The following is a 13,359-nucleotide window of genomic DNA, read 5'->3' on the forward strand; positions in this document are numbered from 1 at the left end:
CGGCCGTGACATAACCCCTGGGGGCGCCGCCGGCGGCCTGGAGGCGCTCCCGTCCGCGCCGGAGGGGGGCGCGCAGCTTGGCATCGAGCGACGACAACGGCTCGTCCATCAGATAGATCGAGGGCTTGCGCACCAACGCGCGCCCGATGGCGACGCGCTGCATCTCGCCGCCGGAAAGTTTGGTGGAGCGGTTGTTCAGCTTGTGGTGGATACGCACCATCTTGGCCACATCCTCGACGCGGCGGCGCACCGCGTCCTCGCTCAGCCGCCGCGCCGGCGAGCGCAGCGGAAAGGCCAGATTGTCGTAGACCGACAGATGCGGATAGAGCGAATATTGCTGGAAGACGAAGGCGGTGTCGCGCTCGGCCGGCGACAGCATTGTCGCATCGCGGCCGCCGATATGGATCGAGCCCGTATCCGGCCGTTCCAATCCGGCGATAAGTCTGAGCGTCGTCGTCTTGCCGGCCCCGGTCGGGCCGAGCAGCACGACGAATTCGCCGTCGGCGACGTGCAGATCGAGAGTGTCCACGGCGACATGTTCGCCGAAGCTCTTGGTCACGCCATTGATCTGCACGTCAGCCATGATGCGCTCTTCCCTGGGAAGCCCCGTCATGGATTGCGGTTCGCACCGCGCGGCCGGAGCCCTTCTCGAACAGCGACAGCCGTGCGCTGCTCAGGGCCAGGCCGACATGGTCGCCCGCATTGAGCCGGATTTCGGCCGGCACCCGCGCCTTGATGATGCCGCCGGATGTCTCCACCGCAACGATCTGCGTGGTGCCGAGATATTCGGTGCCATAGATGGCGCCGCGCAGCTTCGAAGCGTCGTCGAAGCGGATGTGTTCCGGTCGGATGCCGAGCGCCATGTCGGCCGGCGCGATGTCCTCGCGCACCTCCGGCACCGCCACTTTGGCGCCTTGCACCAAAATCTCGCTGGCGCCCTTTGTAAGCCCGCCGCCAAAGCCGAGAAAATTCATCGGCGGCGAGCCGATGAAATCGGCGACAAACATCGTCGCCGGCCGGTCGTAGATTTCGCGTGGACTTCCGAACTGCTCGATGACGCCGTGGTTCATCACCGCGATCTTGTCGGCCATCGACATCGCTTCCATCTGGTCATGCGTGACGTAGACCGTGGTGGCGTGGATGCGGTTGTGCAGTTCGCGCAGCTCATGCACCATGAGATCGCGGAATTCGGTGTCGAGCGTGCCGAGCGGCTCGTCCATCAGGAAGCATTTTGGCCGCCGCACGATGGCGCGGCCGAGCGCCACGCGCTGGCGATCGCCGCCGGCAAGACCGGAGACCGACTTGTTGAGCAGATGGTCGATGCGCAACAGCTTCGCCGTCTCTTCGACGCGCCGGCGGATTTCGATGCCTGGCGTGCCTTGCGCCAGCAGCGGGAAGCCGATGTTCTTGCGCACATTCATATGCGGATAGAGCGCGAACAGCTGGAAGACAAAGGCGATGTCGCGCTCGCGGGCACGCCGCATGGTAACGTCCTCGCCACCGAGCAGGATCTTGCCGCCGGTCGGCAATTCCAGGCCGGCGATCATGCGCAGCGTCGTCGTCTTGCCGCAACCCGACGGCCCCAGCATGACGAAGAACTCTCCATCCCCGACGACGAAGTTGGAATCCTGCACGGCGACGAAATCGCCGAATGCCTTCCTCAGATGCTCGACCCTGATCTCCGCCATCGTCTACTCCGGAAACTTCGAGACGATGATGAACATCGCCGTGCCGGCCAGCATGGTGATGAAGGAATAGGTGTAGAGCGGCAGCGCGAACGGCTGGAACAGCATCAGGAAGCCAATGGCAATGATTACCGTGGCGATATTCTCCATCAATCCGCGCCTCGCCCAGACCGGCCAGCGCGACTTGCGTTTTGCGGGTTGGGTCATGCTCATTTGCGCACCGCGCCGAAAGTGATGCCGCGCAGCAACTGCTTGCGAAGCAGGATGGTGAACACCAGGATCGGCACCAGGAAGATCGTCGTGCCCGCGGCGACCGCCGGCCAGTCCTGGCCGCCTTCGCCGATGATGGTCGGGATGAAGGGCGGTGCGGTCTGCGCCGTGCCCGAGGTCAGCAGTGCGGCGAAGGCATATTCGTTCCAGGCGAAGATCAGGCAGAAGATGGCGGTCGCGGCAATGCCGGTGGTCGCCTGCGGCAGCACGGTGCGCCAGAAGGCCTGCAGCCGCGTATATCCGTCGATCATCGCCGCTTCTTCGTACTCGCGCGGGATCTCGTCGATGAAGCCCTTCAGCAGCCACACGGCGAGCGACACATTGACCGCCGTATAGAGCAGGATCATGCCGAGCGCGGTGTCCGACAGGCCAATCTCGCGATACATCAGGTAGATGGGAATAGCGACCGCGATCGGCGGCATCATCCGCGTCGACAGGATGAAGAACAGCAGGTCGTCGGCCAGCGGCACCTTGAAGCGCGAGAAGCCATAGGCCGACAATGTGCCGAGGAATACCGCGCAAAAGGTCGAGCCGAAGGCGATGATCAGCGAATTGACGAAGCGCGGCATGAAATTGGACGGGCCGGCGATCACCATGTTGCGCTTGCGCACTGTCTCATCGCAGATGCCCGTCGCCGGTCCCAGCGCGTTGATGTATTCCGGTGTCTGCCGGGTGCGGGTCGAGAACAGATTGCAGTAGCCCTCGAGGCTCGGCTGGAATAGGATTTTTGGCGGATAGGCGATCGAGTCCGGCGGCGTCTTGAAGCTGGTGGCGAAGATCCACAGCAGCGGCACGATCGAGATCAGCGCGTAAAGCACGATAATTGTGCCGGCGACGCGCTTCGAAATCGCCGAGGGTGCGACAACAGAATGGGCTGACGTCAGGCTCATCTCTGCTTCACCTTGTTGAGCGCCTTGACATAGATGTTGGCCAGCCCGAACACCGCAACGAACAGGATGATTGCGAAGGCTGAGGAATAGCCGGTTCGCCAGCTTTCGAAGGCCTGCCGCTTCAGCGTGATCGAAGCGACCTCGGTGGTCGATCCCGGTCCGCCGCCGGTCAGCAGGTTGACCATGTCGAACATCTTGAAGTTCTCGATGCCGCGGAACAGCACCGCCAGCATGATGAAGGGCAGCGCCATCGGCAGCGTGATCGACCAGAACTGCCGCCAGTTGGAGGCGCGGTCGACCTCGGCTGCCTCATAGATGTATTCGGGGATCGAGCGCAGGCCGGCGAGACAGATCAACATCACGTAAGGCGTCCACATCCATGTGTCGACGACGACGATCGACCACGGCGCCAGAGACACGTTGGAGAGCATGCCGATCTGCGTTGCCGGAATGCCGGTGACGAATGAGATGGCATAGGCGAACAGGCCGATCTGCGGCTCGTAGAGGAAGCGCCAGAAATTGCCGACCACTGCCGGCGACAGCATCATCGGCACCAGAATGATGGTCGTCCAGAAGGCGTGGGCGCGAAACTTTCGATCGATCAGCCAGGCCAGGGTAAAACCGATCAGCGTTTGCAGCAGGATGGTCCAGAACACGAAATGCGCCGTCGTCTGCATGGCGATCCAGATGTCCTGGTCGCCGAGGATGCGCTTGTAGTTGGCAAGGCCGACGTTCCTGACCACCTCGTTGGGACGGTTGGCGCGGTAATTGGTGAAGGACAGATAGATCGCCCAGAACAGCGGGAAGATGTTGACGGCGAGCAGCAACAGGATCGTCGGCGAGATGAACAGCCAGGCGAGGCCCTTGTCGCTGATGCCTCGGACCTTGCGGGCCAACGGCTCAGGCGTAGCCCGGGCGACGCTGTCCGCAGTCCGATTGAGCATGGTCAGTCCCGCTTCGGTCACTTGGGTCGTCTCGACAGTGGAATTTATCTGAGCTGTGTCCCGTGCCAAGGGTGGCACGGGACACGCGGTCGTGGCTCGGGAGGAGCCGATTGGATACTGCCCCAACTACATCTTGCCGTCGTCCTGGAAGACCTCGGTCCAGTCCTTGACCAGGCCATCAAGTGCATCCTTGGCCGAACCCTGGCCGGCGACGACATAATCATGGAAGCGCTTCTGCGACGCCTGCAGCAGCGGCGCATAGCTTGGCTCTGCCCAAAAATCCTTCACGATGGCCATGGAGTCGAGGAAGGTCTGCGCGTAAGGCTGGCTGGCCGGGAAGCCTGGATCCTTGACGACTGCGTTGAGGCAGGAAAAGCCGCCGAGCGACCACCATTTGGCCTGAACATCCTTGTTGGCGAACCACTTGATGTATTTGAGCGCAGCCTCCTGCTTGTCGGAGTAAGAGACCACCGAGATGCCCTGGCCGCCAAGCTGGGCGAATTGATCGCCGTCGGGCCCCTTGGGATTGGCGAAATAACCAATCTTGTCACCGCCGACATTTTCGTCCTTCTGCAGGCCTGGCCAGGTAAAGGCGAAGTTCATGTGCATCGCCACCTGGCCGGATTTGAAGGCGTCGACGCCTTCGCCCATGTAGCTGTTGGAAGCCCCGGGAGGCGTGCAGCAGTCATAGAGCGCCTTGTAGAACTCAAGACCCTTCACCGATTTCTCGGAGTTGACGAAGCCGTCCATCTCGTATGGCTTGTCGGGATTCTCATATTTGAAACCGAAGCTGTAGAGCCCGTCCATGGCGCCCATGGTGATGCCTTCGGAGCCGCGCTCGGTATAGATCGATGCGCCATAGACCGTCTTGCCGTCGATCTCGCGCTTCTGGAAAAACTCGGCGATCTGCTTCAGCTGGTCGAAGGTCGTCGGCGCTGCGAGATCCCAGCCGTACTTTTCCTTGAATTCCTTCTGCAGTTCCGGCTTGGAGAACCAGTCCTTGCGATAGGTCCAGCCGACGACGTCGCCCATGGCCGGCAGCGCCCAGTAATTCGGCGAGTTCTTCGGCCATTCGGAGTAGCCGACGACGGTCGCTGGCACGAAGTCGTCCATGCTGATCTTCTCCTTGTCGAAGAAGTCGTTCAGCTTGACGTAGTGGCCGTTCTCGGCCGAGCCGCCGATCCACTGGCTGTCGCCGATGATCAGGTCGCACAGCTTGCCCTTGGAATTCAGTTCGTTGAGGAAGCGATCGGCATAGTTGGTCCACGGCACGAATTCGAATTTCATGCCGATGCCGGTTTCCTTGGTGAAATCCTTGGACAATTCGACAAGCGCGTTGGCCGGGTCCCAGGCTGCCCAGCAAAGCGTCAGATCTTCAGCCTGCGCGACATTCGAAACGGCGGTCGACGCAAACATCGCCGATGTCAGTCCCAACGTCAGTTTCAAGGTCGATTTCATGCCTTCCTCCCATTTGCGAAACGCGCCCGGATGACGGTTTCAAAACCTCAACCCCCTCCTCAGGGGTCTAAACATGACGACGCAGTTAAGCGGCGGATGTTTAGTAATTTGTTTAGTGATGCAATTTTTACTAAACAACGCAAGCGAATTCGTCGCTGCGCCGCAGCATAATTTGCTTGTATCTGGGCGGTGATCCTGGCCGCGCCGTTCTATCAGGAAATATCCCGACTTCCTGTCGCTCCTCGGCCGCGCCATGGTCGGTGGCTCCCGCCTTTGACCATGGCGAGTAGGTGGACCCACTTTGAGTTGGTCCGTTGCCCGGTTGCGCGGCGACCGCCACCGCTGATATGCGGGGCGCGACCGACCTGCCGCGATTGGATGGATGCATCCCTGAAACAATGACCAGAAAACCCTTGCCAGAGCTTCCGGTCTCCGCCGTCCTGCCGGCGCTCGGTGAAGCGCTCGGCCATGGCAACAGTGCCGTGCTGGTGGCGCCGCCCGGCGCCGGCAAGACGACGCTGGTGCCGCTGGCGCTGCTCGATGCAGCTTGGCTCGGCACGGGGAAGATCATTCTGCTCGAGCCGCGCCGGCTCGCTGCCCGCGCAGCCGCCCGCCGAATGGCGGAACTGCTCGGCGAGGAGCCCGGCGAAACGGTCGGCTATGCCATGCGGATGGAGAACCGCACTTCTGCGAGGACCAGAATTCTTGTCGTCACCGAAGGCGTGCTGTCGCGGATGATCCTCGACGATCCGGAGTTGCCCGGTGTCTCGGCGGTATTCTTCGACGAGTTCCACGAGCGCTCGCTCGACGGCGATTTTGGTCTGGCGCTGGCGCTCGATGTGCAAGGTGCGCTGCGGACCGATTTGCGATTGCTGGTCATGTCGGCGACGCTCGACGGCGCGCGCGTCGCTCGGCTGCTTTCCGGCGCCCCGGTGATCGAGAGCGAAGGCCGCGCCTTTCCCGTCGACATCCGCTACGACGAGCGGCCGGCCGGCATCGCCATCGAGGACGCGATGGCCAAGGCGATCCGCGCGGCACTTGCCGAGGAGAGCGGCAGCGTGCTCGCCTTTCTGCCCGGCCAGCGCGAGATCGAGCGCACCGCCGAGCGGCTGCAAGGCCGCGTCAGTGCCGACACCGACATCGTGCCGCTCTATGGCATGCTCGACAACAAGGCGCAGGACGCAGCGATCAAGCCGGCGCCGTCCTGCCGCCGCAAGGTGGTGCTGGCGACCTCGATCGCCGAGACCTCGATTACCATCGACGGCGTGCGCGTCGTCATCGATTCCGGCTTGTCGCGCCTGCCGCGCTACGAGCCGGCCAGCGGCCTGACGCGGCTGGAGACGGTGCGGGTCAGCAAAGCCTCCGCCGACCAGCGCGCCGGCCGCGCCGGCCGCACGCAGCCCGGCGTCGCCGTCCGGTTGTGGCGGACCGAGCAGACCGCGGCACTTCCCGCCTTCACGCCGCCGGAAATCCTCGAGGCGGACCTTTCCGGACTTCTGCTCGATTGTGCAGCCTTCGGTGTCGCCGACCCGTCGAGCCTCTGCTTCCTCGATCCGCCGCCGGCCCCGGCACTCAGCGAGGCAAGGGCGCTGCTTCGTGCGCTCGACGCCATTGACGAGGCAGGGCGACTGACGCAATCGGGTGCTGCGATGCGCAGGCTGGCACTGCCGGTGCGGCTGGCTCACATGGTCACCGAGGTGGCAAACACCGGCCGGGCGTTCGAAGCGGCCATGCTCGCCGTGCTGCTCACCGAGCGTGGCCTGGGCGGCGACGGCGCCGACCTCGAACGGCGGCTGCTTCGGTTCCGATCCGAAAGATCGCCGCGCGCCACCGCCGCCCGGCAGCTCGCCGAGCGGCTGGCGAAACAGGCTTCACCCTCGCCCTCGAGGAGGGCCGAAGGACGGGCGAGACCCGTGGTTCGCCCCGGTATGTCGATCCGCGAAGCAGATCGGGGTGGGGTTGGGTCGGGCACGTCATCGCCGACCCCACCCCGTCTCCCTCGCCTCGCTGGGCAAGGCTCACTGGCCGACCCTCCCCTCGGGGGGGAGGGCAGCGCCGGCGCTCTCCTCATCCACGCCTGGCCGGATCGCGTCGCCAGGGCGCGCGGAGAGCGCGGCCGTTTCGTGCTGGCCAACGGTTCAGGCGCCATGCTTGACGCCGCCGACCCGCTGGCGGGCGAAACCTGGCTTGTCGTCGCCGATCTGCAGGGCAAGGCGCAGAACGCCCGTATTACGGCAGCGGCGGCGATAGACGAAGCCGACATTCGCGCTTCGCTCGCCGACAAGATCGAGACAAACCACGAAACCAGTTTCGACCGCGACAGGCGTGCGGTGCGTGTGCGTGAAACCGTTCGCCTCGGCGCCATCACCCTGTCCGAACGCATGCTGCCGGCGCCGGCCGGCATCGCCGCAGATCGCGCCATCCTTGACGCCCTGCGCCAACACGGGCTGTCGCTTTTGCCGTGGGGCAAGGAGGCCGAAACGCTGCGCCAACGGCTCGGCTGGCTGCATCGCGGTCTTGGCGCGCCCTGGCCAGATGTTTCCGATGCGGCGCTCATCGACCGCCTCGACGACTGGCTGCTGCCCTTCCTTTCCGGCGCGGCGTCCTTTGCCGCGATCGATCCGGGCGTGCTTTCGGCCGGCCTCATGGCATTGGTGCCGCACGATCTGCAGCGCCGGATCGAGGTGCTGGCGCCGACCCATTTCGACCCTCCATCCGGCAGCCGCGTGCCGATCCGCTATGACGGTGAATGGCCGGTGCTGGCGATCCGCGTCCAGGAGCTGTTCGGTCTCGACCGGCATCCCGCGATCGCCAACGGCGCGGTGCCGCTGACGCTCGAGCTATTGTCACCGGCGCACCGACCGATCCAGACGACGCGTGACCTGCCCGGTTTCTGGCGCGGCTCCTGGGCCGATGTGCGAGCCGAGATGCGTGGCCGCTATCCCCGGCATGTCTGGCCGGAGAACCCGCTTCTCGCCACCGCCACCAGCCGCGCCAAACCGCGGGGGACCTAGCCTTTCTCCTTTTCCGGCTATAATCCTTGGCCATGATAAACATCCTGCGGGCGCCCGACTTCCAGCAAAGCCAGCGGCTGCGCCTCAACACGCTGATCAGGCTGCGCTGGCTTGCCATTGTCGGCCAGAGTCTGACGGTTCTCGTCGTTGCCTACGGGCTGAAATTCCCGCTGCCGGTCAGTCTCTGCTTCGCGCTGATCGCCTGTTCGGCCTGGATGAACCTGTTGCTGACCTTCCGTTATCCGGCGGCGCATCGGCTGACCCCGCTGCAGGCTTTCGCCATCCTGACCATCGACAGCCTGCAGCTTGCCGGTCTGCTCTACCTGACCGGCGGCCTCACCAACCCGTTTTCAGTGCTGGTCACCGTGCCCGTGGTCATCTCGGCGACGTCGCTGCCGCTGCGCCTGACCGCCATCCTCGGCGCGCTGGTGATGGTGACGGCGAGCCTGCTGGTGTTCTTCCATCTGCCGCTGCCCTGGTACGAGGGCGCGCCGCTGGAGATGCCGTTCATTTACGTCGCTGGCATGTGGATGGCGGTGTTTTCCTCGATCGCCTTCACCGCGATCTACGCCTTCCGCGTGGCCGAGGAAGCCCGGCTGCTCGCCAACGCGCTTGCCGCCACCGAGCTCGTGCTGCAGCGCGAACAGCATTTGTCGGCGCTGGACGGCCTTGCCGCTGCCGCCGCGCATGAGCTCGGCACGCCGCTCGCCACCATCACGCTTGTTGCCAAGGAGATGGAGAAGGCGCTCCGCAATGACCCGAAATACGGGGAGGACGTGACGCTGCTGCGCTCGCAGAGCGAGCGTTGCCGCGAGATCCTCAAACGCCTGACCAGCCTGTCCTCCGAGGGCGAGGCGCATCTCTCCCGCCTGCCGCTGACCTCGCTGGTCGAGGAGATGACCGCCCCGCACCGCGATTTTGGCATCTCGATCAAGCTTCGCCCCGGCGAGCGCATCGGCCCCGAACCGGTGGGACGGCGCAATCCCGGCGTCATCTACGGCCTCGGCAATCTGGTCGAGAACGCCGTCGATTTTGCCCGCAAGAGCGTCACCGTGCGCTGGAGCTGGAACGAGGCAACGGTCACCTTCTCGATCACCGACGACGGGCCGGGCTTTCCTCCCGAAATCATCGATCGCATCGGCGAGCCCTATATGTCGACACGCCAGGGCACCGAGGCCGGCGGCGGGCTCGGACTGGGGCTGTTCATCGCCAAGACCCTGCTTGAACGCTCGGGCGCCACGCTCGATTTCCGCAATTCAAACGAGCCGGGCGAGGGCGCCGTCGTGCGGATATCGTGGCCGCGCAGCGTCTTCCTCAATCCTGAATCGGCTTCGGCCACCATGTTTGACACGGCTTGAATTGGACAATAGCGCTCCAAAACTATATCTGCGTAAAATTCGGGCAGCAGGAATGTCAAGACGATGAATGGCGACGAAACGATTGGCGCAATGGTTGAGGGCGAGGACACCTCGCTGCTGATCGTCGACGACGACAGGCCATTCCTCACCCGCCTTGCCCGCGCCATGGAGACCAGGGGTTTCGTGGTCGAGACGGCCGAGAGCGTCGAGGAGGCCGTGGCCAAGGCGCGCGCCAATCCGCCAGCCTACGCGGTGGTCGACATGCGGCTCGCCGACGGCAACGGCCTCGACGTCGTTGCCGCCATCCGCGAGAAGCGCGACGACGCCCGCACCGTCATTCTCACCGGCTATGGTAACATCGCCACCGCGGTTACGGCGGTGAAGCTCGGGGCCATCGACTATCTGTCGAAACCGGCAGATGCCGACGAGGTTTTCGCGGCTCTTACCCGCACTGCGGGCGAACGCGCCGCACCGCCTGAAAACCCGATGTCGGCCGATCGCGTGCGCTGGGAGCACATCCAGCGCGTCTACGAAATGTGCGACCGCAACGTCTCCGAGACGGCCCGCCGTCTCAACATGCATCGCCGCACGCTGCAGCGGATTCTCGCCAAACGCGCGCCGCGCTAACGCCTGACCGTCCTTTGCGCGCGCCAAGGTCGCGTGGCACTGTAAGAACTGCCCTGCCATCGGCGGTTGCGCATCATCGCACAGGGTGATGTTGTCCCTGCCGGCTGGTAGGCGACACGACGGAGACGACATGCAGGACCAGAAGCCGCGGCCGACTTCCACCTTTCGCGAATTCCTGGCCAGCGAGGCGACAGGCGGCATCGTCCTGATGGCAGCCGCGGCCTTGGCGCTGGTCGTCGCCAATTCGCCGCTGGCCAAAACCTATTTCGACGCCCTCCACGCCTATCTGGGACCGCTCAGCGTATCGCATTGGATCAATGACGGCCTGATGGCGGTGTTTTTCCTGCTGGTCGGCCTGGAGATCAAGCGCGAGATGCTGGACGGCCAGCTCTCGACCTGGCCACGCCGCGCTCTGCCCGGCATCGCCGCTGCCGGCGGCATGCTGGTGCCGGCACTTGTCTATGTCGCCATCAACCGCGACAATCCAGCCGCCCTGTCCGGCTGGGCGATCCCGACCGCCACCGACATCGCCTTTGCGCTCGGCGTGCTGTCGCTGCTCGGCAGCCGCGTGCCAGGGTCGCTGAAGGTATTCCTCACCGCGCTCGCCATCATCGACGACCTTGGCGCCGTCATCATCATCGCGGTGTTCTATACGAGCGGCCTGTCGCTCGCCTATCTCGGCGCCGCCTTCGCGGTCATCGCTCTGCTCATCGTGCTCAACCGCATGAAGGTGCTGACGCTGCTGCCCTATCTCCTGCTTGGTGTCGTGCTGTGGGTGCTTGTGCTGAAATCGGGCGTCCATGCCACGCTCGCCGGCGTGGCGCTGGCCCTGACCATACCTTTGAAAATCACCCCCGGCATCAGCCAGGATTCAGACCATTCACCGCTGCACCGGCTCGAGCACGGCCTGCACAGGATAGTGCCCTTCGTCGTCGTCCCGATCTTCGGCTTCGCCAATGCCGGCGTCCCGCTCGCCGGCCTCAGTGGTGCCACCCTGGTCGAGCCACTGACGCTGGGCGTCGCCGCCGGCCTCGTCGCCGGCAAGCTGGTCGGCGTGTTCGGTTCTTCTGCGCTTGCCATCCGGCTCGGCCTCGCCGATCTGCCGGTCAATGCCGGCTGGCTGCACATGGTCGGCATTTCGCTGCTCTGCGGCATCGGCTTCACCATGAGCCTGTTCATCGGCCTGCTCGCCTTCGCCAGCAATGTCGAGCTCCAGGACGCGGTGAAAGTCGGCATCCTCGCCGGCTCCTTCATCGCCGCCATCCTCGGCGCCGCCGTGCTGCTGATGGCGCCGGCAGCGAATGGGATGGACCAAGAGGAAGAGTAGCCGACGAACGTTGCGCCGCCCCTCATTGCCCTGCCGGGCATTTCTCCCCGTTTAGAGACGGGGAGAAAGACGCCTTCGCAAAAGATTTCGCCAATCTCCAGCGTTGCAGAAAGGGTGCAGAGGTTGCGGCCAGCGCCCCTTCTCCCCGTTCACGGGGAGAAGATGCCGGCAGGCAGATGAGGGGCAGCGCAAACGTCGAAGGTTGCAGGGGGATCCGAAAACCCTCTACTCGCTCTCGCCCTCCAGAGCCGGCACCGCCACGCCGGCAAGTTCCGCCGCGAGCAGCCGCGCTGCTCCGGCCCGCGCGATCCTCAGCATCAGCGCCTTGCGCGTCGCCGCCGCCATGCGGTGCTCGGGCGCGTCGCGCAGGATTTCGGCGCCGTAGCCGTCGGAAAGGATAAAACCGCATTCCTGCGGAAAGATCTCCGACGGCACACCGGGATGCGTGGCGAAAAAAAATCGGTCGGAGTGCAGCCGGTAGTCCGGCCATTTGCGGTCGACCTTGAAATCCTCGATCGAGGATTTGATCTCGATGATCCAGATGTCGCCCTGGCGGGTCAGCGCGACGATGTCGGCGCGGCGCCCGGTCGCCAGCGACAGTTCCGGCAGCACATGCGCGCCCATCTCCCTGAGCAGCCGCTGCACGCCGCGCCGAACCAGCATCGCGCGCTCCGACTGGCGGCCATCGATCAGGGGATTGAGAGGAATCGGTGAGATAATTGGCATGGGCGCACCATGACAGACTTTGTTCACGGTTTGAACCGTTTTCTGGAAGGCACCCAAGGCGCGCTTGAAATGTGATTTCTGCGTGAAATCTTGGTACTCAAACGGACGCTGCACGTTCCACACATTAGCAATATGAGATACTGTGCGAATGCGGGTGGCTCCAGGGAGTGTGGATGATGAACGCGGACGAGGTGCAGGCGGTAGCCGACACCCTGATGCGGGTCGTGACGCCTGACATGGCACCCAAGCAATTGATCAAAGCGGCCAGGAAGGAACACCCGAACGCGTCAAAGAGGACATCGCCCGCGCGGCGTTCTTCTCGATTATCGCCAACGCCGAAGAAGACCACGGCAAGGCAAGGAACCTGCAGGCATTCGCCATAGCCGAGCGTGTCGACGGTACCTCTTGATCCCTGGAAATCCCAACCTGCAAAACGGCTGGCATTACGGGTCTCGCCCTTCACACCTGTGCGGGAACGACTTTGTCAGATGGCAAAACCGCCCCCGCAATATCGTCCAGGATTGGGCAGTCCGGCCGGTCATCGCCGTGGCAGGCATGGATCAGCTTCTGCAGGGTCGAGCGCATCGACTGCAATTCGCGCACCTTCTCCTCGATTGCCGTCACATGCGCGGCGGCGATCTCGCGCACGTCATGGCTGGCGCGGCTGCGGTCCTGGTAGAGCGCCATCAGCTGGCGGCAGTCGTCGATGGAAAAGCCGAGATTGCGCGCGCGGCGCAGAAACGTCAGCCGGTGGATGTCGTCGCCCGAATAGTCGCGGTAGCCGTTGCCGGCGCGCTGCGGGCGGATCAGGCCGATCTCCTCATAGTAGCGAATGGTCTTGGCCGGCAGGCCGGAACGCTGGGCGGCATCTCCGACATTCATGATTGGTTCCCTAACTTCCGGCGGCCTGGCGGACCGCCCCATTGAATTTCCTACATAATCTTATGAGTGCCGTTGCCGAAAAGCCACAGCTGCGGACTTACCGGCATGTAAGCCCCTGCATATAGGCATCGCCCGCTTGGCAAGCAAAGCAAATGCCAGCATGAATGATGGCGACAAG

General features: G+C 64.0%; 13 protein-coding genes. 4 read left to right on the forward strand and 9 right to left on the reverse strand.

The window, feature by feature from the left end; translation table 11 throughout:
* The 6 genes from AC0L3D_RS21575 to AC0L3D_RS21600 form a co-directional block, all read right to left on the reverse strand.
* The coding region (locus tag AC0L3D_RS21575; protein WP_473645756.1) for an ABC transporter ATP-binding protein at nt 1-583 on the reverse strand (583 nt) is incomplete at its 3' end.
* Complete coding sequence (locus AC0L3D_RS21580; protein ID WP_473627041.1) at nt 576-1,688, reverse strand: ABC transporter ATP-binding protein; 1,113 nt, start codon at nt 1,686-1,688, stop codon at nt 576-578. The genes AC0L3D_RS21580 and AC0L3D_RS21575, both read right to left, overlap by 8 nt.
* 3 nt (nt 1,689-1,691) lie before the next feature.
* Nucleotides 1,692-1,898 carry a hypothetical protein gene (locus AC0L3D_RS21585; protein WP_473627042.1) on the reverse strand — a complete coding sequence of 69 codons (207 nt, stop codon included), beginning with the start codon at nt 1,896-1,898 and terminating at the stop codon, nt 1,692-1,694.
* Nucleotides 1,895-2,845, reverse strand: coding sequence for a carbohydrate ABC transporter permease (locus tag AC0L3D_RS21590; RefSeq protein WP_128183364.1), 951 nt, complete (start codon nt 2,843-2,845; stop codon nt 1,895-1,897). The genes AC0L3D_RS21585 and AC0L3D_RS21590 overlap by 4 nt, the downstream gene beginning before the upstream one ends.
* On the reverse strand, nt 2,842-3,789 hold the full coding sequence (locus tag AC0L3D_RS21595; RefSeq protein WP_473627074.1) for a carbohydrate ABC transporter permease: 948 nt from the start codon (nt 3,787-3,789) through the stop codon (nt 2,842-2,844). The genes AC0L3D_RS21590 and AC0L3D_RS21595 overlap by 4 nt, the downstream gene beginning before the upstream one ends.
* Before the next feature lie 126 nt (nt 3,790-3,915).
* Nucleotides 3,916-5,247, reverse strand: a complete 1,332-nt coding sequence (locus tag AC0L3D_RS21600; RefSeq protein ID WP_023796720.1) for an ABC transporter substrate-binding protein — start codon at nt 5,245-5,247, stop codon at nt 3,916-3,918.
* A gap of 398 nt (nt 5,248-5,645) precedes the next feature.
* Here AC0L3D_RS21600 and hrpB point away from each other — a divergent pair, with 398 nt between their 5' ends.
* The 4 genes from hrpB (at nt 5,646) to nhaA (ending at nt 11,573) form a co-directional block, all read left to right on the forward strand.
* Nucleotides 5,646-8,261 carry an ATP-dependent helicase HrpB gene (hrpB, locus tag AC0L3D_RS21605; RefSeq protein WP_473645758.1) on the forward strand — a complete coding sequence of 872 codons (2,616 nt, stop codon included), beginning with the start codon at nt 5,646-5,648 and terminating at the stop codon, nt 8,259-8,261.
* A gap of 32 nt (nt 8,262-8,293) precedes the next feature.
* A complete protein-coding gene (locus AC0L3D_RS21610; protein ID WP_287226932.1) occupies nt 8,294-9,619 on the forward strand; it encodes an ActS/PrrB/RegB family redox-sensitive histidine kinase in 1,326 nt (441 codons plus the stop codon).
* Nucleotides 9,620-9,682: 63 nt separating this feature from the next.
* A complete protein-coding gene (locus AC0L3D_RS21615) occupies nt 9,683-10,246 on the forward strand; it encodes an ActR/PrrA/RegA family redox response regulator transcription factor (RefSeq protein ID WP_128168331.1) in 564 nt (187 codons plus the stop codon).
* 130 nt (nt 10,247-10,376) lie between these two features.
* Nucleotides 10,377-11,573 carry a Na+/H+ antiporter NhaA gene (gene nhaA / locus AC0L3D_RS21620; protein WP_473645760.1) on the forward strand — a complete coding sequence of 399 codons (1,197 nt, stop codon included), beginning with the start codon at nt 10,377-10,379 and terminating at the stop codon, nt 11,571-11,573.
* A gap of 225 nt (nt 11,574-11,798) precedes the next feature.
* Here nhaA and AC0L3D_RS21625 read toward each other — a convergent pair whose 3' ends face one another.
* The 3 genes from AC0L3D_RS21625 to cueR form a co-directional block, all read right to left on the reverse strand.
* A complete protein-coding gene (locus AC0L3D_RS21625; RefSeq protein WP_473645762.1) occupies nt 11,799-12,299 on the reverse strand; it encodes an MmcB family DNA repair protein in 501 nt (166 codons plus the stop codon).
* A 124-nt stretch (nt 12,300-12,423) separates the two neighbouring features.
* Nucleotides 12,424-12,762: a hypothetical protein gene (locus AC0L3D_RS21630; RefSeq protein ID WP_473645764.1), complete on the reverse strand. Its 339-nt coding sequence runs from the start codon at nt 12,760-12,762 to the stop codon at nt 12,424-12,426.
* Nucleotides 12,759-13,181, reverse strand: a complete 423-nt coding sequence (gene cueR, locus AC0L3D_RS21635; RefSeq protein ID WP_036261399.1) for a Cu(I)-responsive transcriptional regulator — start codon at nt 13,179-13,181, stop codon at nt 12,759-12,761. The genes AC0L3D_RS21630 and cueR overlap by 4 nt, the downstream gene beginning before the upstream one ends.
* Between the last annotated feature and the right edge of the window lie 178 nt (nt 13,182-13,359).

The sequence above is a fragment of the Mesorhizobium sp. WSM4837 genome (assembly GCF_055811435.1).